Annotated in this window: 17 protein-coding genes and 1 riboswitch; of the genes, 10 read left to right on the top strand and 7 right to left on the bottom strand. The window is 44.0% G+C overall.

Translation table 11 applies throughout. The features are described 5' to 3' along the window. Positions 1-77: 77 nt before the first annotated feature. Together DBT_RS08160 and thiC are read right to left on the bottom strand one after the other, a co-directional pair. On the bottom strand, positions 78-851 hold the full coding sequence (locus DBT_RS08160) for a sulfide-dependent adenosine diphosphate thiazole synthase (RefSeq protein ID WP_067618986.1): 774 nt from the start codon (positions 849-851) through the stop codon (positions 78-80). A gap of 22 nt (positions 852-873) precedes the next feature. Then, positions 874-2,172: a phosphomethylpyrimidine synthase ThiC gene (thiC, locus tag DBT_RS08155; protein ID WP_067618984.1), complete on the bottom strand. Its 1,299-nt coding sequence runs from the start codon at positions 2,170-2,172 to the stop codon at positions 874-876. 55 nt (positions 2,173-2,227) lie between these two features. Further along, positions 2,228-2,344, bottom strand: a riboswitch (TPP riboswitch). 269 nt (positions 2,345-2,613) lie between these two features. Here thiC and DBT_RS08150 point away from each other — a divergent pair. Both DBT_RS08150 and DBT_RS08145 read left to right on the top strand, forming a co-directional pair. Beyond that, on the top strand, positions 2,614-3,045 hold the full coding sequence (locus DBT_RS08150; RefSeq protein ID WP_067618980.1) for an MOSC domain-containing protein: 432 nt from the start codon (positions 2,614-2,616) through the stop codon (positions 3,043-3,045). 163 nt (positions 3,046-3,208) lie between these two features. Beyond that, positions 3,209-4,132, top strand: coding sequence for a rhomboid family intramembrane serine protease (locus DBT_RS08145; RefSeq protein ID WP_141674255.1), 924 nt, complete (start codon positions 3,209-3,211; stop codon positions 4,130-4,132). A 43-nt stretch (positions 4,133-4,175) separates the two neighbouring features. Here the strand turns inward: DBT_RS08145 and DBT_RS08140 are convergent, their stop codons facing one another. The 3 genes from DBT_RS08140 to DBT_RS08130 are packed head-to-tail and all read right to left on the bottom strand — an operon-like array spanning position 4,176 to position 7,785. Continuing rightward, positions 4,176-4,934 (bottom strand): 4Fe-4S dicluster domain-containing protein, encoded by a 759-nt coding sequence (locus DBT_RS08140; RefSeq protein WP_067618971.1) that lies wholly within the window; start codon positions 4,932-4,934, stop codon positions 4,176-4,178. 12 nt (positions 4,935-4,946) lie between these two features. Beyond that, positions 4,947-7,241, bottom strand: a complete 2,295-nt coding sequence (locus DBT_RS08135; protein WP_067618970.1) for a molybdopterin-containing oxidoreductase family protein — start codon at positions 7,239-7,241, stop codon at positions 4,947-4,949. Beyond that, a complete protein-coding gene (locus DBT_RS08130) occupies positions 7,228-7,785 on the bottom strand; it encodes a TorD/DmsD family molecular chaperone (RefSeq protein ID WP_161939940.1) in 558 nt (185 codons plus the stop codon). Before DBT_RS08130 ends, DBT_RS08135 begins: the two co-directional genes overlap by 14 nt. A gap of 352 nt (positions 7,786-8,137) precedes the next feature. Between DBT_RS08130 and DBT_RS08125 the strand changes: the two genes are divergently transcribed. The 8 genes from DBT_RS08125 to lpxB all read left to right on the top strand — a co-directional run bounded on the left by DBT_RS08125 (position 8,138) and on the right by lpxB (position 16,902). Further along, complete coding sequence (locus DBT_RS08125) at positions 8,138-8,761, top strand: ABC transporter ATP-binding protein (protein WP_279614875.1); 624 nt, start codon at positions 8,138-8,140, stop codon at positions 8,759-8,761. Continuing rightward, positions 8,754-11,411, top strand: a complete 2,658-nt coding sequence (bamA, locus tag DBT_RS08120) for an outer membrane protein assembly factor BamA (RefSeq protein WP_067618967.1) — start codon at positions 8,754-8,756, stop codon at positions 11,409-11,411. The genes DBT_RS08125 and bamA overlap by 8 nt, the downstream gene beginning before the upstream one ends. Positions 11,412-11,529: 118 nt before the next feature. Beyond that, the gene (gene lpxD, locus DBT_RS08115) at positions 11,530-12,600 is read left to right on the top strand and encodes a UDP-3-O-(3-hydroxymyristoyl)glucosamine N-acyltransferase (protein ID WP_244155337.1); all 1,071 of its coding nucleotides are present in this window, start codon (positions 11,530-11,532) and stop codon (positions 12,598-12,600) included. After that, positions 12,587-13,018 carry a 3-hydroxyacyl-ACP dehydratase FabZ gene (gene fabZ, locus DBT_RS08110; protein WP_067618964.1) on the top strand — a complete coding sequence of 144 codons (432 nt, stop codon included), beginning with the start codon at positions 12,587-12,589 and terminating at the stop codon, positions 13,016-13,018. Before lpxD ends, fabZ begins: the two co-directional genes overlap by 14 nt. A 51-nt stretch (positions 13,019-13,069) precedes the next feature. Further along, positions 13,070-13,879 (top strand): acyl-ACP--UDP-N-acetylglucosamine O-acyltransferase, encoded by an 810-nt coding sequence (lpxA, locus tag DBT_RS08105; protein ID WP_244155336.1) that lies wholly within the window; start codon positions 13,070-13,072, stop codon positions 13,877-13,879. Next, a complete protein-coding gene (locus DBT_RS08100; protein WP_067618961.1) occupies positions 13,869-14,690 on the top strand; it encodes an LpxI family protein in 822 nt (273 codons plus the stop codon). The genes lpxA and DBT_RS08100 overlap by 11 nt, the downstream gene beginning before the upstream one ends. Before the next feature lie 137 nt (positions 14,691-14,827). Beyond that, positions 14,828-15,793 carry a Gfo/Idh/MocA family protein gene (locus DBT_RS08095; protein WP_067618958.1) on the top strand — a complete coding sequence of 322 codons (966 nt, stop codon included), beginning with the start codon at positions 14,828-14,830 and terminating at the stop codon, positions 15,791-15,793. Continuing rightward, entirely contained in the window at positions 15,769-16,902 is a 1,134-nt protein-coding gene (gene lpxB, locus DBT_RS08090) for a lipid-A-disaccharide synthase (protein ID WP_067618955.1), read from the top strand. Before DBT_RS08095 ends, lpxB begins: the two co-directional genes overlap by 25 nt. 35 nt (positions 16,903-16,937) lie before the next feature. Here lpxB and DBT_RS08085 read toward each other — a convergent pair whose 3' ends face one another. Further along, entirely contained in the window at positions 16,938-19,349 is a 2,412-nt protein-coding gene (locus DBT_RS08085; protein WP_067618951.1) for a Lon protease family protein, read from the bottom strand. A 36-nt stretch (positions 19,350-19,385) separates the two neighbouring features. Then, entirely contained in the window at positions 19,386-20,399 is a 1,014-nt protein-coding gene (ruvB, locus tag DBT_RS08080) for a Holliday junction branch migration DNA helicase RuvB (RefSeq protein WP_067618948.1), read from the bottom strand. Positions 20,400-20,631: the final 232 nt, after the last annotated feature.

Below are 20,631 nucleotides of genomic sequence, written 5' to 3'. Positions count from 1 at the left end.
GCAGCACAGGAAGTGCCCCTCTATAAAGGGGTGCCTTCTTGCATCTTCGGCAAACTTTCGAGCTGCCTAATCTGGGTTTATGCCTTGAGGGCCTCTTCTAATAGTCCGGCAAGTTTTTTGCCTGACATGAGCATTCCACCGAAGATCGGGCCCATTCTATATCCACCGTATACAGCGGCAGTTGCCATTCCGCATACGTACAGTCCAGGATATACCTCCTTGGTATTGGTGACAACAGCCTTTTCAGCAGTTTCTGCAAAAAGGCTTCTTTCTCCCAGGGGCTTTCCAGTAGGAGTATTTAGCGTCACGTCGTTTTTTTGGCTAAGGGTCTTTACTACCTCGTGTTCGTGACCCGTTGCATCTACAACGGCCTTTGCCTCTATTGTAAGTGGATCTATTGGGAACTGATTCATCTTGGCAAAAGTATTGTTGATGACTACACCCTGTACACGTCCTTCTCTCACCAATAGATCTTCGACTGCAATGAGATTGAAAATATGCACACCGCGTTTTCCTGCCTCTAGTATCAGACCAGAGGCAAAGTTTATTGCGTCAACGGCATATAAATCGTCAGAGTACTTTTCATAGGGTATATTGAATTCTTCTACTATGTCTAGGGCTTCTTTTTGTATTATCACATACTTAAAGCCCATTCCACCACCCCAGATTCCACCACCTGGGGCAAGACGCTTTTCGAATATTGTAATTGTGTATCCCTTTTGGGCCAAAATACTACCAGCTACAAGACCGGATGGTCCAGCTCCTACAATCACTACATCACTGCACAGGCATTTATTCAATTCCTCTATATGCTTATCAATTATTGCCTTAGTGATGTCTATCTCTCTCATGGTGTTTAAATTCCTCTTGGTTTTATTTTTTGACTAGATCTGCGTTGATCTCTTCTACGTCCTTGAGCACTAAAAATACGCAGTATTCCCCGCACATTGTGCAGGCACCTTCACCAGACCTTTCTTTTCGTATACGCCTGGCCTTCTCAGGATCAATAGAAAGTGCAATTTGCCTGTCCCAATCCAGGTCTCTCCTGGCAATAGACAATTCTTCATCCCACTTGATGGCAGATTCCAGGCCCTTGGTTATATCTGCTGCATGTGCAGCGATTCTTGAAGCAATGACTCCGTCGAACACATCTTGTTCAGACGGAAGTCCAAGGTGCTCGGAAGGGGTCACATAACATATGAAATCTGCTCCAGACATCCCTGCTACAGCTGCCCCAATTGCTGATGTGATGTGGTCGTAGCCAGGGGCAATATCTGTTACCAATGGTCCTAAGAGGTAAAGAGGTGCATTGTTTGTAAGGGCCTTTATCCTCTTTACTGACTCGGCTACGAGATGAAGTGGTACATGACCAGGCCCTTCAATCATGGTCATCACGCCTCTTTCAAAGGCCCTTTTTTGGAGTTCGCCCAATATTTCTTGCTCACCAACTTCAAAAAAGTCCGATGCATCATTTATGGCCCCTGGTCTCATTCCATCGCCGAGGCTGAGTACACAGTCATATTTTTCTGCGATATCAAGGAGTCTATCATAGTATTCATAAAGTGGGTTTTCATTTCCAGTATGTTTGATATAGGCAGCGGTAATGGCACCACCTCTTGAGACAATGCCTGCTAAGCGTGGTTTTTCACTGAGCTTTTCCACAAGCCTTTTGGTAACTCCACAGTGAACAGTGACAAAATCAACTCCGTCTTTCATCTGGTCTTCGATTACAGTGAAGAACTCGTCGGCATCAAGCCTTACAGTGGCCCCGCGCTTGGTCCGGGCTAGGGTAGCTTCCTCATAAATTGGTACAGTACCCACGGGAACTGGAGAAGAGGCCAATATCTTTTTCCTGATTTCTTTGATGTTTTCTGCAAGGGACAAGTCCATTACTGCATCTGCCTTGGCCTTGAGTGCTGCTTTGAGTTTCCTGAGCTCTGTTTCCAGATTGGATGTTAGGGTACTTGCTCCAATGTTCGCATTGACTTTGGTTTTGACCCCCTTGCCAACTACCATAGGACCACGGTTTGTTCTGTGGCCCAGGACTACTGCCTCCCCCTTGAGGATGTTATCTACCAGATTGTTGAGGGAAATTTCTTCCTTTTCTGCTAGTTGATTAAGCCATTCTGGAATTATTCCTTGTCTAAGCTCTTGTAATAAAGTTTTGTTCATAACGCCTCCAACAAATAAAAAAGCCGTCCAGCATAAGGACGGCTTTACTTTTTCTAGTTAGTAAAACTCGTTTCCCTACGCTGGTATTACCCAGTTCAGGTGTTAGGAGTCGAAGGCGGGATTGATAAGCCTTCCTCTCAGCCCGTTACCCCGGGCTCCCCCAACGAGCTATTTATTAAGTGTCTAACAAACAAGCATCATTATGTCAATAACATTCTTAAAGCCCAGTGAAGATGGCATGTTGAAATAGAATCAATCTTGATTCACTATAGACACAATGGGGATTTATAATGTATATTGATATATTGAAAATCGAATTTATGATTTTTTAAAAATGTTAAACGTGTAATTGCTGAGTTCGTCAAATATAGAAGAGGGCAGAGGAAATTTTTTCTGGTATATGTCAGCCAGGATTTAGGATAAACAACTTAGGAGGTAAATATGAAAAAGGTCGTATCCCTGGCCATAAGTAAGGAAAAGGGGGTACAGAAGCTCCCAGTTGAAGAAGTCAGGCTAATCGAGGATTTTGGAGTAGAGGGAGATGCCCATGGCGGACCGTGGCATAGGCAGGTTAGTTTCCTGGCCTCTGAAAGAATAGAGGCACAAAAAGAAAAGGGGCTCGATGTAGGGTTTGGAGCCTATGCGGAAAACATAGCAACCGTTGGTATAGATTGGCCCAAAGTTCCTGTTGGAACAAAGCTTAAGATAGGAAAAGAGGCCCTTTTGGAGATCACCCAAATTGGCAAAAAGTGTCATACAAAGTGTGCTATATATAAGATGGCCGGAGACTGTATTATGCCTAGAGAAGGCGTATTTGCCCGGGTCCTCAAAGGAGGTACTGTTAGGGTAGGGGATGAAATAGAATTTCTGTAAGCGTTTACGAGGACACTCATTTCCCTTTGTTATTGGGTGCGGGAGGCATGGGCCTCTCAGCACCCTTTGTCCCTTGCTTCCATGGTTCCTACAAGCTCTTACAAGGAGCTCTATCGAGAATTTATACCATGTCTTTGGCCTTAAATGGCTTACGAAGCTTTTGATGAATGTTATAAGGGCTCAAGATCCTGAGACTGCAAGTATTTGGTCATTAGTCCTTCATTCCAGAGGGATTGGACATACCATACGGTTCCAAAATGACTATATTGAGATTGTCGTTGAAGAGGATCGTTATCGTGAGGCACTCCTAGAGATAGAGGCCTTTGAAAGGGAAAATTACCTATGGCCAAAGAGGCCCAAAACTACGTATGAACTCAAGAGGGTCGAGGGAATAGTATTTGTATGTATTGTCGTTTCTTCAATACTTTCCCTATTTGTATCAGATGCATTGAGGCCAACGCTTTTTAACATAGGGGCAAATCAGAGGGACGCAGTCCTACATGGCCAATGGTGGCGTCCAGTCACTGCCCTGACCCTACACGTTGATCCAGTACATCTGCTTTCAAATATGTCTTTGGGTACAATTTTTTTGATCCTTTTGGCCAATATGGTGGGGCCACCACTGGCATGGACCCTGGTAGTTTCTTCTGGGGTGCTTGGCAATTTCATTTCAATAATCTTGAACCATAATGTTGGGAGTTCTGTAGGGGCATCCACCGCGGTTTTTGGGGCATTGGGGTCGATCTCAGGTTTCTTATTCATAAGGGCCATAAGAGAAAAATACTCGTTTCGAAGACCTTTTATTTATTTGGGGGCTGGGGTGGCGCTCCTTTCTTTTTTGGGAGTGGGTGATGAGACCACTGACCGAATGGCGCATCTCACTGGCTTTTTTGTTGGGATATTATTGGGTGGACTAATCGGTGTCAATCCGGAATCGCTGGTGGGGTTCAGTAAGCGACGGGAATTTTTGATATATAGTATGCTGATATTTATAGTGATTGTCTCATGGGTAACTGCAATCAATGCTTCGGGTAAGTGGCATGTAATAGTTGATTCTGCAAGGTATTTAATGTCTAGCCTATGGTGATAGACAAAAAAAGGGGGCCGCAATTTGCGACCCCCAGAAATTCCTAACCCTTTGGGTTAAATAACGGATTTTTTATTGCTGCCCTTAATATCGTCCGCCTCTTGAAATCCGGACCATTCTTCACTTCTTCCCATGTCCGTGTTTGGGGAGCGTAGTTTTTCAACAGTGCGTAAATGTCTTTTTCCTTGCCTTTCCAATAGACATTTGGCCCTATTTTTACAACCTTGGATTCAAGCCTTTTTGCACCGGCTTTTACCAGCTTTGAGACCTCAGAGTTTGGATCAGAAAGGTCGCCAAAGATTCTGGCATCGGCTATACAGGTCTTTACGCACGCTGGCTTTTCCCCTAAGGCAATACGTTCAAAGCAAAATGTACACTTGTCAGCCTTGGGATCATCTAGGGTCTCATTCAGATATCTTGCCCCATATGGACATGCATCTACACATGAGCCGCAACCAAGGCAACGCTCTTTGTCTATAAGGACAATCCCTGTAAATGGCTCTTTAAAGGTTGCCTTGATCGTCATCTTTTTGGTCTTACCGTCTTTGAAGGATTTGAATTCCCTCTCTTCCGGATCGGCCGGACAAACGCTTACGCACACGGGATTGTCACAATGATTACACAATCCTGGATAGAAGGTATATGAAAGCCCGTAGGGGGTCTTTTCAGGTCCTATGCGTTTAACCCAATTTCTGCGATATCCCTCTTCTGTAGGGACCTTCCACTCTGCACGACATGCCACTGCGCAGGCATGACATCCAACACATCTGTCAAGATCGATTACCATTGCATATTGGCTCATAGTCACCTCCCATTATGCCCTTTTTGCCTGGAAGCGCGGGATCTCATTAGGCACAGGCCTAATCTCAGGAATAGCAAGGGATTTGTTGCCCTTTATGATTTTAACGAAATTGGTTCTCTTGCTTGTGCTTCCCATAAAAGGATCATTTTGATTGTTAGTTATGAGGAACTGATCGCTTGCGCCCTTACCATAGGTCTTTGTAAGGTGTTTTGATTTGCTTCCAAATCCATGTGCAATATAAATACAATCAGGACGAATACCCGGAGTCACTTTTGCCTTTATAGGATTGGACTTATAGCCGTCTTGGTTTTCAAGGATGATTTCATCGCCGTCCTTGACGCCTATTTTGGCTGCAACTTCATCGTTTATCCATGCCTGATTTTCAGGACACTCGTGGTTCAGCCATAGGTTGTTCATGGTCCTTGAGAAGGTATGTACTGGCACGCGGCCATATATTAGTCTGGCATAGCCTTTTGGAGGTGCTGGGGTTGGAATAAATCGAGGTACTGGGTCAAAGTCCTCATCTTCAAAATCTTCCACGGCGAGGAGGATCTTCCCAGATTCAGTCGGCATCTTTAGTTCATCTGGTTTTCTGTATGGATTTGCCTTAAAGGTGACAATTCCACCCTCTTTATTGAGTTTTTCCAGGCTGAGGCCGACCTCTTTGAGTTCTTCTTCAATGAATTCAACTTCGTCCTTACAGGTAAAGCATTCAAGATTCAATCTCTTTGCGAGTTGTTGAGCAATCCAGTATGGAGTTTTCACTTCAAAGAGTGGCTTTGTAACTGGTTGACGCACTGTCAAATATGGGGTGAGCCCCTCGTATGTGTAGACGGCATCGTAGCGTTCAAGATACGTTGCCCCTGGAAGAACGATATCTGACCAAATGGCAGTTTCTCCAGGGAGCATCTCTTCACAGAAGATAAAGTCGAGGCTCTTGATGGCCTTCATGGTCTCATAGGGATTTGGTATGGTCTGTATTACGTTTACTCCATTTATTCCCCACAGCCTAATGGGATAAGGTTTGCCTGTAATTGTGGCCTTTATAATCTCATTTGTTGGTGTACCCGGCAGTGGTCCAATAAACGGATAGTTGTCCCTGAGAGATGTTTCAGGTTCTTCGATTTCGTTTTCACCTTCGCATCCCGTACAATGTGCATGGGGTTTTTTTATTGGAGTGGGGAAATACAGTCCGCCCTTTTGTCCTACTGCGCCAAAGAGGGCCGACAATATAGCAAGTGCCTGATGGCGGCCAACATCACCCCTTCCATACCAAGTACTGTGGCGTCCTGGGTGAATGGCTACATGAGGCCTGTTTTCTGCAAGGATCTCTATGGCCCTCTTTATGTCTTCTACCTTGAGATCGCAGATACGTGCTGCCCACTCAAGACTATAATCTTTGACTGAAGCCTTGACTTTCTCAAAACCAATGCAGTTTTTCTCAACGAATTTTTTGTCATAGAGGTTGTTTTGTATGACATAGTTTATCCAAGCGAGAAGGAGTGCAGTATCTGTGCCTGGACGAATTGGGAGATATATATCGGCCTTGTTTGCCGCAGCAGAGAATCTGGGATCTACTACGATCAACTTTGCTCCCTTGCTAAGGCCTTCGACAAATTCCCTCACATGGGAAACGTGGACGTTTTCTCCAATATGGGAACCTACGAGAAGCATGGCCTTGGCATTAGCCATGTCAACCCACTGCCTTGTGCCAGATACTACGTATCCCATTGAGTATATATAAGCCATGACAACTGGGCCAACACACTGGAAGAAAGCGGGTTCGCTGGAATAATTCTCAGTTCCCAGGGCCTTAAAGATCTCCCTCATGAATTCGGCACTTGCGCCGTGGTCAAAGTATGCCAGGGCATGGGGACCATATTTTTTCCTGACCTTATCCATATTGTAGGCAATTTCATCCAGGGCTTCATCCCAGGTGATCTTTGCCCACTTTCCTTCACCTCTTTCTCCAACTCGTTTCAAAGGGTATTTTAGCCTGTCTGGATCATAGAGTAGCTGGACTCCTGAATTACCTCTTGCACAGACCCTTGGCCCATTTGCAGGACTCTTGGGATTTCCTTCTATCTTGACGAGTTTTCCATCCTTTACTTTTGCCACAATAGGGCACCGCCAAAAACACATTTCGCAAACACTAGTAATTTCTTTTGCCCCAAGGCTTCCCGGAAGATCCTGGCTCTTGGCAAAGGATTTCGATGGCTTAAAAAACCCTCCTTGTTTATCCATCCCAAGTGCTGCCAAAGCCAGTGTGGATGAGGCAGAGAGCTTTAAAAAATCACGTCGCTTCATCTAATTCCTCCTTTCTAGTGATTTTCTCTAACAATGCCTGAGTTACTAGCCCCAATTGCTGGTACCAATATGAGGGGTTTGCCTTTAAAAGGTCTTTTAAAAAATTGGGATACCAAATCATCATGTGTTTTTCTATGAAAGTATTGAGTAGTTGCACTCTATTTTGGTCAAGCAACATGCCTATAAAGGCCAGTTCAAGGGAAATGTGGTCTGGGGCCTCTGAACTGTTCTCAGGCTCAACACCTATCTCCCGGTAAAACCTAAGGGCCTCCTGTGCCCCTTCTTGAAGCAGAAGCCCACTTTTGTTCATGTAATAAGATGCGTACGGTGGGGCAGCTACACCTAATGGTGAACTTATAAATAGCCTCACATATTCTGCCTGGAGTTCTTTGAGGTCTTGTGGTGGTCTATTTGGTGGGACTGTAATGGAAAGGTCATTAGATAACTTTTCGATTACTTCCCATCCGATTTGGATGAATTCCAATTCCGTGGGGTATTGAAACCCTCGAGCAAGGAATCTGAAGGCATCCCCGAGTTCTGACATGGGCACTGAGTTAACATGATTAGGAAATTTAATCAATAAAAAATTTTCTAGTTGAGTCACTTTGTCCTCATTGACTGAAGTAAAGTCCTGAACTATCATTGCCAACTTACTATAAAGAGTGAATTTGAAATTTTAAATATATTCGATATTCAAATTTTGATATAATAAACCATGAATAGGCTTATAGCAAGATATTTTCATAATTTAAGTGTGCCTGTTTTATTTAGTTATTTTTAAAATTTTAATGATCGAATTTGTGAGTGTTTAATTTTTATATTAGATAAAAAAATTGCAGCCTATTATAGAAGCTAAATCGATTTATCGTCAATATTTATTCAACGGCCATGACGCAGTGGTCCTGAAGGGGCTTAGCTGTAGTTTTTTCCAAGGCGAGATTATTAGTATCATGGGGGCGTCAGGAGTGGGAAAGACCACTCTCATTCATCTTTTGAGCACCCTTGACCGGCCAACACGAGGTAAAGTCTTGCTCTTTGGTACCGATGTCTCCCAGCTCGGCTCAAATGAACTCGCAAGATTGAGAAATGAAAGGCTTGGGTTCGTATTTCAGATGCATCACCTGCTTCCGGAGTTTTCTGCTATTGAAAATGCCTGTATGCCTTTTTTAATTCAAGGGGCCTCATTGAAGAAGGTCAAGGAACATGCTAAGAAACTGTTTGATCTCCTTGATCTTTCTGATAGGATCAACAGTCCTGTTAAATTACTTTCAGGGGGAGAACAACAGCGGGTGGCAATAATCCGTGCTATGGTAAAACAGCCTGATATCCTCTTCGCAGACGAACCTACGGGCAATCTCGATGAGGCTGCTACTGATAAGGTCGCAGAGCTTTTTTCCTTAATAAATAGAGAGTTCGGCACAACTATCGTGTTTGTAACCCACAACCCAAGGCTTTCCCGTATAGCTACACGTACATTCCTCCTTTCAAAAGGTGTGCTTGAGGAGTTTAGAGATGAATAAGATTTTATTCTTATGTATTCTTTATCTTATTTTCCCACTGTCTAAGATCTGTGATGCCAAGGTCATTTCTCCTCCCATTAAGGCCTGCATCCTTGAACCAGAATATATAGGTCCTTTAGATTTTAAGGGATTATCTAAGGATATCCGCGACTCAATCATTCGAAAGCTTGCTGGAAAAGGTATAGAGGCAATTCCCATTGAGGATTCTTCAAAGTCTGATGAATCAGATGTCGCCAAGGCCTGCGCGAACCAAGGGGCCCAGTTTTTGGTTGCAGGCTCTTTGATCGTCATGGGGAAGGCCATGAGCATCAATTTAGATGCAATGTGGTTAGGGCCTGGAAAGAAAAAGAAACAGCTATTGTCAAAGGAAGGTACTATTGCCGATCAATCTCCTTTGGTTACGCATCTCGTTGATATCTTGGCAGATGAATTAACTCAACCGCTAAAAGTTGCAAAGCTACGGGTTGTTGGAAATAGACGTGCGGACACCGATGCAATTCTTCAGAAATCGCTCATCAAAGAGGATGATATGTATGATCCCGTTAAGATTAGGGATTCAATAAAACAGATATTTAAGATGGGCTTTTTCGATGATATTCGGGTTGATGTTGAAGATAGTCCAGATGGAAAGATCATTACCTATATAGTACGGGAGAAGCCTTCCATTCGAAAGATCATTTTTAAAGGAAATAAGGTGATTAAGGATGATAAGCTAAAAGAGGCGATAGATTTAAAGAGGTATGACATAATAAATGACAAAAAACTTGTAGAGAACGCCCAAAAGATCGAAGCATTGTATGCTGAAAAGGGCTATCTTGGTACTAAGGTCACACCGTCTTATGTACAGGTGTCTCAAGAGGCAGCAGACGTCACCTTTGATATATTTGAAGGAGAAAAGGTATTAATTAAAGAAATCAAGATCGTGGGTAATAAGGCATTTTCAGATGATGAACTCAAAGCCCTCATGGAAACCAAGGAAAAGCAGCCTATTTGGAAACCGTCTATTTCAAACTGGTTGTCCTTGTTAAAGGGGGATGCGGCAGTACTTAAATGGGATGCATTGGACAGAGACAGGGGTAGGATTAGCGCATATTATCACAATCAAGGATACATAGATGCAAGGGTTGGGAAACCTAAGGTAGAACGAAGGGGTAAGTGGATATACATAACCATTCCAGTTGAAGAGGGAGAAGTCTATAAGATAGGCAAGGTTGATGTAGCCCAAGATTATTTTAAAGATAAGACACTTCTTTTAAGCAAAATTCAGACCAAACCAGGGGAAAAATTTAATCAGGAGACTTTGAGGCAAGATATCATCAAGTTGAATGATATATTTGCAGATGAAGGTTTTGCCTATGCAGATACGACACCGGATATCAAAAAACATCGTGATAAGAAGATCGTAGATATTACATTCAGGGTTGCAACTGGCCCTAAGGTCCATTTTGAACGTATAGAGATCGTCGGGAATACCAGAACTAGAGACAAGGTGATCAGGCGTGAATTGAGGGTCAACGAACTTGAACCCTTTAGTGCGTCTGGACTTAGGAAAAGCAGACAGCGACTGGGACGTCTTGGATACTTTGAGGATATAAATCTCACACCAGAAAGGGGTTCTAGTGATGACACAATGCGTCTGAGAGTAAAGGTAAAGGAGCGCCCCACCGGAACCTTTAGTATAGGTGCTGGTTACAGTTCAGTCGATAAATTGATCTTGATGGGCGAGATAAGCCAGCGAAACTTCCTCGGAAAAGGCCAGACATTGAGCTTTAAAGGCCTACTTGGTTCCACCACTAACCGGTATTCATTGAGTTTTGTGGAACCATATCTGAGAGATACCCGTCTTTCATTTGGTTTTGATTTATATAATTGGAATAGGCAATATGATGACTATACTAAGGATAGCAGTGGTGGAGCAGTGAGGCTTGGCTATCCCCTTTCAGATAATCTAAACATATATTGGGGGCTGAGGATCGATAACACCACACTTTCAGACCTCTCTGTATTTTCCTCACAGATAATCAGAGAGTCTTTAGACATCCACACTACAAGGGCAATAAGCCTTGGACTTAGATATGATACCAGAAATGATTATTATCTTCCCACTATTGGATGGAATAATAGCATAAATACCGAGTATGCAGGTGGAGTGCTCGGAGGTGATAGCGCCTATATAAAGGTTGAAGGTACATTGAGTTATTATCACCAATTGTGGAAGAGTCTTGTTGGACACATCCGCGTTGGATCAGGCTATATTACACAAGGAACCGGGGGAAAACTTCCAGTATATGAGAGATTCTTCCTGGGCGGTATTGACTCTATTAGAGGTTATAAGTACGGCAGGGTCAGCCCCATTGATCCAGCAACAGGTGAGAGGGTAGGTGGTGAATTCATGGCCTATGCACAGACAGAAGGTATCTTCCCCTTGATAAGGGACATGGGCCTTCACGGTGTGGTCTTCTTTGACACTGGGAACGTCTGGGAGAATTTTTCCAACGCTGGTTTTGGAGATGTTCGTTACTCTGTTGGCTTTGGAGTCCGTTGGCTTTCTCCAATGGGACCCCTTAGAATCGAGTGGGGTTATAATCTCAACACCAAAGTGGGTGAAGAAAAGAGTAATTGGGAATTTAGGATGGGAGGAAGTTTCTAATACTTTACAAGAGCGCCTGAGTGCGTTCGTCTGGAAAGTGTAAAAGACGGACTGCGATTTTAGATATAAATTTTCAGGCTGTGGTGAGGTCTTCCAGCCTGTGGCAAAAGATTGGATGATGACTCATATAAAGGATAATGATATGAAGGAATTGACTCTTAAAGAGATAAGTGAGCTTGTAGATGGTAGGTTAGCAGGCCCTGAGGACCTTAAAATAAGGGCCATTGCACCCCTTGACCAGGCGGGTCCCGGTGAGATTAGCTTTGCCGTAGGAACACGTCTCAAGGACAAAGTGCTAGAGACTAGGGCCTCAGCTCTAATTCTTCCACAGAACTGGTCAATGGAAAGCCCTGTGCCTTCAGTCTTTGTAAAGGATCCGTATCTGGCATTTGCAAAGGTACTCAATTTCTTTATTAGCAAACCCTTTTTGGCTAAAGGGGTCATGGAAGGGGCACGAATTGGCCAAGACGCGTCAATAGAAAAGGAAGTCACCATTTATCCTGGGGCCTACATAGGCGATAGAGTGAAAATAGGAAAAAGGGTCACTATCTATCCAGGGGTTTTCATAGGTGATGATTGTGAGATCGGGGATGATTCAACCATATATGCCAATGTTACGCTCTATAGCAAAACAGTTATAGGCAGAAGATGTATCATACATGCAGGAGCTGTCATTGGGAGTGATGGATTCGGATTTGCCCAGGATGGCTTGAGTTTTGTAAAAATTCCTCAGGTAGGCAGAGTGGTTATAGAGGATGACTGCGAGATTGGAGCAAATACTACCATTGACCGTGCCACTTTTGGTGAAACGAGGATCTCAAAGGGGACCAAGATAGATAACCTTGTACAGATTGCCCACAATTGTAATATTGGTGAAAATACCATAATTGTCTCCCAGGTTGGCATAGCAGGGAGCACTAGCATAGGTAAAAATTGTATGCTTGGAGGCCAGGTTGGAGTAGTTGGTCATATAAAGATCGGCGACAGAGTGAAGATTGGGGCACAGAGTGGTGTTGCTCAAAGCATTCCAGACGACTCAATTGTCTCAGGGAGTCCTGCTGTACCGCATAGGGTGTGGTTAAAGGTGTCTTCTCTAGTGAAAAGGCTTCCAGAGCTCTTCAAAGAGGTGTCGTCTCTGAAGAAGGCCGTACGAGAACTCAAGAAGGAGGGGATTGATGGATCACAATGAGATTTTAGAGCTTTTACCTCATAGATATCCCTTTTTGCTAGTAGATAGGATATCAGATTTTGTGGCTGACGAGTCAATAACCTGCATCAAGAACTGTACAATAAATGAACCCTTCTTTCAGGGGCACTTTCCAGGTGAACCCATAATGCCCGGAGTACTAATACTCGAGGCCATGGCTCAGGCCGGGATTTTGTTTGCAAAAAAGACTGAGCCATCGCTAAAAGACAGTTTGTTGGTATTTGCAGGTATGGACAAGGTCAAGTTCAGACGTCCTGTTCGACCAGGGGATCAGCTCTTAATGAAACTTACCCTTTTAAAGAAAAAGGCTAATATATGGAAGATGAAGGGTGAGACGTTTGTAGATGGAAAGATAGTGGCTGAGGCCGAATTGATGGCGGCTGTTCAAAAGGAAGAATAGGTGACGGGATGATGGCCGCAGGAACATAAAAAGTCATAATGGGGGAAAACTTTGGGAAGCAATATTAACATACACAAAACAGCAGTGGTGGAAGACGGGGCTAGGCTCGGTAATAATGTGACAATTGGCCCTTATGCAGTAATAGGAAAAGAGGTTGAGCTCCAGGATGGGGTATATGTAGGCCCTCACGCAGTAATAGAAGGTAATACTACCATTGGACCTCAGTGCAAAATATTTCAGTTTGCCTCAATTGGTGCAGCGCCTCAGGATGTTAAATATGCTGGTGAGCCCACCAAGGTGATTATTGAAGAGGGGACTCAGGTCAGGGAATTTGTTACCATACACAGGGGCACCAAGGATGGTGGCGGTGTCACCAGGGTAGGAAAGGGCTGTATGATAATGGCATATTCCCATATTGCACATGACTGTCAGGTGGGCAATAGGGTCATTATGGCCAATGGAGCAACCCTTGCAGGCCATGTAGTGGTAGGAGACTTTGTAGTGATAGGAGGCCTTAGTGCAGTCCATCAATTTTGTAAAATTGGAGAATATGCCTTTTTAGGTGGAATGAGTGGTGTAAATAAGGATATACCTCCCTATCTTCGCTATTGGGGCCAGAGAGGAAATGTCTATGGACTTAATCTCATAGGGCTCAAGCGTCACGGTTTTTCAAGAGATGTCCTAAAGGCCTTAAGAGACAGCTATAGGATAGTGTTTCAAAGAGAGGGTCATCTAAAAGATGCAATAGAGGAAGCCCGAACAATATATGGGGAATTTCAAGAGGTGTTGAATTTTTTGAAGTTTATAGAAGACTCCAAGATGGGAATTCCTAGGGCAGGTGAAGAGGAGAATGGACGCTAACCAAGAACCTTTTGGCATTGTTGCAGGGGGAGGTAATTTCCCCATCCTCTGTGCAAAGTCGGCAAGGGAGGCCAATAAGCTAGTAATAGCCATTGCCCACAAGGGCGAGACATCTCAAGAGATAGAAAAACACGCCCATGTGACCAAATGGGTACATCTTGGGCAGCTTGGAAAGATTATCAAGACCCTAAAAAAAAATGGATGCAAAAAGGCCCTGTTTGCAGGAACCATCACCAAAAAGAGGATGTTCTATGATGTAAGGCCTGATATAAGGGCCTTAAATTTATGGCGAAAAATTGGTTCAAGACTTGATGATTCTATCCTAAGAGCCGTTTCAGGGGAATTGGAAAAAGAGGGGATAGAAATCGTTCCCTCCACATATTTTCTAGAGGACCTATATACCCCTAAAGGTATATTGACAAAGCGTAGGCCCACTAAGGATGAAGAAGAAGACATTAAGTTTGGCTACGCAATCCAAAAAAAGATAGGGGCCCTTGACATCGGACAGACTATAGTGGTTAAAGATCGAACAGTTGTGGCAGTAGAGGCCATGGAAGGGACAGATGAGACAATTGCGAGAGGTGGTAGGCTCACAGGTCAGGGAGCAGTTGTGGTAAAGGTTGCAAAACCAGATCAGGATCTGAGATTTGACGTTCCCTCTGCCGGCCTTGGCACCATAAGGCAAATGATTGAGGCAAAGGCAAGGGTGCTCGCCCTAGAGGCTGGAAAAAGCCTTTTTTTTGACAGAGAAAAGGCCATAGAATTGGCTGATCAACATGGAATAGCCATCGTTGGAATTGATCCAACGTAAACTTCACAGAGCGGTAAACGGTCCACGGTACACGGTAAACGGTGTACGTTATCTCTCCAAACCCCCGATTATGCACCTGGCGCCGTGAACCGTGCTCCTACACCGTGAATCACTAATCGTAGATTATGGAGTGAGATATGATGAAGGTAGGAGTTATAGGAGTAGGGTATCTCGGCAGATTTCATGCCCAGAAATATGCATCGATGCAAGATGTTGAACTTTTGTATGTGTGTGATATCTCAGAAAAGAGAGGAGAGGAAGTAGCAAAAGAAACTGGTTCGCGTTTTATAAAAGATTATAGAGAGATAGCTTCAGAAGTAGATGCCGTCAGCATAGTTGTGCCTACAAATCAACACTTTGAGATTGCAAAATATTTCCTTGAAGCCGGGGTCCATTGTCTAGTTGAAAAGCCAATTACTGAACATCTTTATGAGGCTGAAGCGCTCATCGAGATAGCTAAGGAAAAAGGGTGTATTCTTCAGGTGGGCCATTTGGAGCGATTTAATCCAGCAATAAGATTTTTGGAAGATCACGTTGAGAAGCCACTCTTTATCGAGGCCCATAGGCTCAGCGGATTTAAGGAAAGGGCATTGGACGTGGACGTCATTCTCGATCTCATGATCCACGATATTGATCTTACCCTTGCATTTGTGAATTCAGAGATTAAAGAGATCAGGGCCGTTGGAGTCCCTGTGCTCAGTCCTAAGATAGATATCGCCAACGCAAGGATAATGTTTGAAAATGGCTGCAATGCAAACCTTACTGCAAGCCGTATATCCCTTCAGACCATGAGGCGAATCAGGATATTCCAGCCAGGCTTATATCTGTCCGCAGACTGTCTTGAACAAAGTAACCTCATGGTGACAGCAGATTTAGAAAGGCCTCCAACAGAGGCAATCGTTCCCAGGCCAATCTCTCATGAAAGGTCAGATATATTGATGGATGAACTCATGCATTTTGTTGATTGCATCAAAAATGGAGTAAAGCCCAAGGTTGCCGGAGAAGACGGGCTCAAGGCCCTCGAGGTAGCCCAACAGATCAAGGCAAAAATTCAGGAAGGGCTCGGAGTTTATGAAGAGTGCATAGGAAAGAAATCTTTCTAATTGCAGGAGAGGCATCAGGAGATCTTCATGGAGCAAACTTAATAAAGGCCATCCGAGAGTTAGCTCCCTTTGAAATAGGCTTTTCAGGAATCGGCGGGGAGCTAATGAAGAAACAGGGCCTGAGAACGCTCTATGATGCATCGCTTCTTTCCGTTGTTGGCCTCACCGAGATTTTGCGAGAAATCAGGCATATTTACTCAGCATACAGCCTAGTAAAAAGATACTTGAAAAATAAACGGCCAGATCTCCTGGTGCTTATAGACTATCCTGGATTTAATTTGAAAGTCCTACGCTATGCCTCTCGACTTGGAATCCCTGTGATGTACTACATCACCCCCCAGGTATGGGCTTGGAAGGAGCATCGGACAAAGCTCTTGCGATCCTTTTGCAACGCCTGCGCTGTGATCCTTCCCTTTGAAGAAGGTTTTTTGAGGAAAAGGGGAGTGAATGCCAGATTTGTAGGCCACCCGTTGGTAGATGTAATCCATGTGGAGCACGATAGAGAAGAATTTTTGTCAAGTTTGGGTCTTGATCCAGGATTGCCAACTATAGGGCTACTACCTGGCAGCAGAAAGGGAGAACTCAGGAGACATCTCCCTATAATGGTAGAAACGGCGAATCTTTTGAAGAAGGATTTTGATTGTCAATTTGTACTTCCAATAATTGACAAAGCCATAATCTCTCAAGACATGGATACTCTTCTTAAAGAGGCTGGTATTAAAATAGTAGTAGGCAAGACCTATGATGCAATGAACGCCTCTGACGCACTCCTTTTGGCCTCTGGGACAGTGACTCTTGAGGCTACGATCCTTGAGGTCCCGCATGTTGTTATGTATAGGGTATCTCCGATCACCTATACATTGGGTAGGATTTTTGTAAAAATACCACATATTTCTCTTACGAATATCGTAGCAGAGAAGGAGGTAGTAAAGGAGTTTATTCAAGAAGATGCCAATCCAGCCACACTGAGTTCCGCTTTGAAAGAACTCCTCTCAAGTAAAGAAAAAAGGCTAGCAGTCATCCGCGATTTAAAAAGGGTTAAGGACAAACTCGGCGGACCGGGGGCAAGCAGGCGTGCTGCTCAAATGGCCCTTGAGCTCATCCAATAAACCCATATTGCCGTCATGCTAGCCTATTTATGCTACTAATTTTCTTGTTCTTTTTTATCTTTTAGAAAGTTTTTCGCCTTTTCTGACAACTCCTTTAATCTCTGTTCTACTCTATAAAACACGGTGTTTTCGGGGAATTGGCCCGTAGCATCCCTTTCTCCGGCTGGGAGGCCTGTTAGGATCTCAATTCCTTCTTCCACTCTTTCTATGGCCCAGATGTGGAATTTGCCTTGTTCCACGGCCTCTACAACTTCCTTTTTCAAAATTAGATTTTCTACGTGTGCCTTGGGTATTATGACTCCCTGAGAACCAGTTAGTCCCTTTGCCTTACAGAGATCGAAGAAACCTTCCACTTTTTGAGTGACGCCACCTACAGGAAGGATCTCTCCCTTTTGGCTTACAGCGCCGGTGACCGCTTTACCCTGGTCAATTGGTACATCAGAGAGGGCTGAAAGAAGTGCAAAGAGTTCGGCACCAGAGGCAGAGTCGCCGTCTACCATTCCATAACTTTGCTCAAAACAAAGTGTAGCTGTAAGGGTAAGAGGTTGATCCATTGCAAATATTGAGCGAAGATAACCAGATAGAATCATTACCCCTTTTGTATGAATATTCCCGCTGAGGTCGGACTCACGCTCTATGTCAATTACCCCTTCTTTACCAAGGGCAATAGTGGCAGTGATCCTCGAGGGTTTGCCAAACATGTAGTCACCAAGGTCATATACTGCCAATCCATTGACCTGGCCAACCTTATAACCGGTGGTTGCAACCTTGATCTTTTCCTTTTCAAGATATTCTTTTATGTGGTCTTCAAATAGGCTATTTCTGTACCTGCGCTTTTCGATTGCCTGTTCTACATGGCGTTCCTCTATGATCTGGCTGTCGTCTTGTTGGGCCCAGAAGTTACTTTCAATTAGTAGGTCTTCAAGGTCCTTTACCCTTAATGATAGCTTGTCTTTTGACCCTGCTAGCTGTGCACTGTATTCTATTAGTCTTGTTACAGCGCTATTGTGTAAATCAAGAAGATCGTGACGTTTCACTATATCGTAGAGACCTTGACAAAATTCCTTTAATTTTTCGTCTTTTCTGTCCACGTGAACGTCCATGTGGGCCTTGATTTTAAATATTTCCCTGAAGTCCTCATCCAAATTGTAGAGCAACTGATATAGACCTGGGTCGCCTACTAGCACGATTTTTATGTCTAGGGGAATGGCCTTTGGCTTTAGTGCCTTGGTGGTAAATAGCCCGAACTGTTCTCCAAGGTCCTCTATCTCAATCTTCCTCTCTTTTATGGCCCTTTTTAAGGCCTCGTATGCAAATGGTTTTTTGAGAAGGTCAAGGGCCTTTACTATAAGGAATCCACCATTTGCCTTGTGTATTGAGCCGGCTTTTATCATGGTAAAATCTGTGAAAAGGGCACCAAATTGTGCTTTTCTTTCCACAGTCCCAAATAGGTTGTTATAGCTTGGATTGGTCTCGATTATGACTGGGATTCCTTCTGTCTCGGAATTGTCAACAAACAAGTTTACATCGTACTGGGTAAAGGTCGGCTCCATTCCCATGAATGGAAAAGGGGTTTGGCCCTGGGGTCTTGGTTTAAAGCTTTCCAGATTTTTTACGATGTCTTTGTGGACCTGTTCTAAATAATCGAGGATTAGCTCGTTATAGTGATATTTTTCCCTGACCTTCTTTATGTAGGTTTCTACAGTTTGGGATACCAGTGTCTGATCAAGTTCCTTGAGGCGTTGGCGTACTTCTTGTTCCAGAGTGTTAATACGCCGCATGGCCACCCCCATTTCCCTATGGAGGTATTCACTTTTCTTTTTAAATTCTTCTTGTTTGTCTTCTGGCAGTTTAGAGATGTCGTCAGGAGTAAAAGGAGAACCGTCTTCTTTGGCAGGTATTACCATCATTCCAGTCTGGTCTGCCTGAAGGATAAAACCGTTATCCTTTGCCTTTTTATCCAACTCCTCGAACACCTGACTTCTAGCCTTGTTGAATTCCCGTATGACCTCTTCTTTTCTGGTAACATAGGTCTCACTTTCAAAGATCTGTGGGATCTGTAGTTTAAGGTTGTCTATCAAGGTGGCCATATCGGCTTTGAACTCACTGCCTTTACCCTTGGGAAGTTCAATGGCAATAGGACAATCTGGATTTTTGAAATTGAAGCAGTAGACCCAGTCCGATGGGGCCTTGGTAATGCTGAGAGCTGCTTTTTTTACCAAAAGTTCAGCGAGTTCAAATAAGCCCGTCTCCTTGTAACCTGCAACGTAAACGTTGAAGTCAGGGTGTTTTACCCTGAGTCCAAATTCCATGGCGTCTACGGCCCTTTCCTGGCCAAAGGCATTGACTTCTTGTGGAGTGCCTACTTCGCTCAGGCGTTCAAAGCCCAGTGCGTCTGGTTCAAGGTTTAATTTAAGGTCATTGATTGTCAGTCTTTTAGAATCCATCTCCTATCCTCTCTAAGTTGAGGACAAGGGAACTAATTAGTCCCAAGTCCTGTTAAGATGTTCATAGGCAAGCCTAGTAGCCACCCTACCCCTTGGAGTTCTATGTAGATAGCCCTTTTGTATAAGGAATGGCTCATAAACGTCTTCAATCGTCGAACTCTCTTCTCCTATAGTGGTGGCAATAGTGTCGATACCTACTGGACCCCCTCCAAATTTATCAATAATCGTAACTAGTATCATACGATCCATTTGATCTAGTCCTTCTTGGTCCACATTGAGTAATCGCAAGGCCATGTCCGCTACTTCTTTTGAAATAAAGCCATCTGCCTTTACCTCAGCAAAGTCGCGTACCCTTCGTAGAAGTCGGTTAGCTATTCTGGGTGTGCCCCTGGAGCGCCTGGCAATTTCCATGGCACCTTCATCGCTAATGGGAATATTCATTAGAGAAGCAGAGCGCTTGACGATCTTGAATAGTGCGGAGTCATCGTAAAAATCTATCCTCAAGATTACTCCAAATCGATCTCTAAGTGGAGGCGATAAAAGACCGGTTCGTGTTGTGGCACCTACCAAGGTAAATGGAGGAAGATCTATCTTTATGGTCCTTGCGCTAGGACCTTGCCCTATCACAAGGTCTAGATGATAGTCTTCCATGGCAGGGTAGAGGATTTCTTCCACTACAGGGCTCAATCTGTGTATTTCATCTATGAATAGCACGTCGCCTGGTGAAAGATTTGTAAGTATCGCCGCAAGGTCTCCAGCACGTTCTATTACAGGGCCAGAGGTACTTCTTACGTTTACTCCAAGCTCTGCACCTATGATAAAGGCCAATGTTGTCTTACCGAGCCCAGGAGAGCCATGTAATAGTACGTGGTCAAGGGCCTCACCTCTAGCCCTTGCAGCTTTGATAAAGACCTCTAGGCTTTCTTTAACCTCTTTTTGTCCAACAAAATCCTTTAGGGTCCTGGGTCGCACCCCAGGTTCAAAGTCAAAGTCTTCGATAGTGGGATTTGGGGAAAGTTCTTCTTTTTTTAATTTTGGATTAGCCAACATCTAAAAATGTGTTCCTCTCACAGGATGTAGCAATGTCATATTCTTGCAAATCCCCTATCTGTAAGCGCTCGCAGGTTAGTCAACATGCGAGGTTGAGAGCACCACAACGTATTCCTTATACGTTGTCAAGCACTCTGCGACAATTCAGATGGGGTTCCCTGTGAGTGCTTACAAAAAAACTATAGATGTCTAATATGAAAAAGGCAAGGGGTTGGAAAAAAATACTCAAGTG

It is taken from the genome of Dissulfuribacter thermophilus (assembly GCF_001687335.1).
Classification (GTDB): domain Bacteria; phylum Desulfobacterota; class Dissulfuribacteria; order Dissulfuribacterales; family Dissulfuribacteraceae; genus Dissulfuribacter; species Dissulfuribacter thermophilus.
The sequence above is the reverse complement of the archived record's forward strand: the minus strand, read 5'-3'. Positions and strand labels throughout refer to the sequence as shown.

What these genes read in the sequence shown, in the direction of transcription:
- fabZ (WP_067618964.1), top strand. Translation starts at nt 12,587, where the DNA reads ATGGATCACAATGAGATTTTAGAGCTTTTACCTCATAGATATCCCTTT.
- DBT_RS08135 (WP_067618970.1), bottom strand. Translation starts at nt 7,241, where the DNA reads ATGAAGCGACGTGATTTTTTAAAGCTCTCTGCCTCATCCACACTGGCT.
- DBT_RS08130 (WP_161939940.1), bottom strand. Translation starts at nt 7,785, where the DNA reads ATGTCAGAACTCGGGGATGCCTTCAGATTCCTTGCTCGAGGGTTTCAA.
- ruvB (WP_067618948.1), bottom strand. Translation starts at nt 20,399, where the DNA reads ATGTTGGCTAATCCAAAATTAAAAAAAGAAGAACTTTCCCCAAATCCC.
- DBT_RS08160 (WP_067618986.1), bottom strand. Translation starts at nt 851, where the DNA reads ATGAGAGAGATAGACATCACTAAGGCAATAATTGATAAGCATATAGAG.
- DBT_RS08150 (WP_067618980.1), top strand. Translation starts at nt 2,614, where the DNA reads ATGAAAAAGGTCGTATCCCTGGCCATAAGTAAGGAAAAGGGGGTACAG.
- DBT_RS08140 (WP_067618971.1), bottom strand. Translation starts at nt 4,934, where the DNA reads ATGAGCCAATATGCAATGGTAATCGATCTTGACAGATGTGTTGGATGT.
- lpxD (WP_244155337.1), top strand. Translation starts at nt 11,530, where the DNA reads ATGACTCATATAAAGGATAATGATATGAAGGAATTGACTCTTAAAGAG.
- DBT_RS08095 (WP_067618958.1), top strand. Translation starts at nt 14,828, where the DNA reads ATGATGAAGGTAGGAGTTATAGGAGTAGGGTATCTCGGCAGATTTCAT.
- DBT_RS08145 (WP_141674255.1), top strand. Translation starts at nt 3,209, where the DNA reads ATGAATGTTATAAGGGCTCAAGATCCTGAGACTGCAAGTATTTGGTCA.
- DBT_RS08085 (WP_067618951.1), bottom strand. Translation starts at nt 19,349, where the DNA reads ATGGATTCTAAAAGACTGACAATCAATGACCTTAAATTAAACCTTGAA.
- bamA (WP_067618967.1), top strand. Translation starts at nt 8,754, where the DNA reads ATGAATAAGATTTTATTCTTATGTATTCTTTATCTTATTTTCCCACTG.
- thiC (WP_067618984.1), bottom strand. Translation starts at nt 2,172, where the DNA reads ATGAACAAAACTTTATTACAAGAGCTTAGACAAGGAATAATTCCAGAA.
- DBT_RS08100 (WP_067618961.1), top strand. Translation starts at nt 13,869, where the DNA reads ATGGACGCTAACCAAGAACCTTTTGGCATTGTTGCAGGGGGAGGTAAT.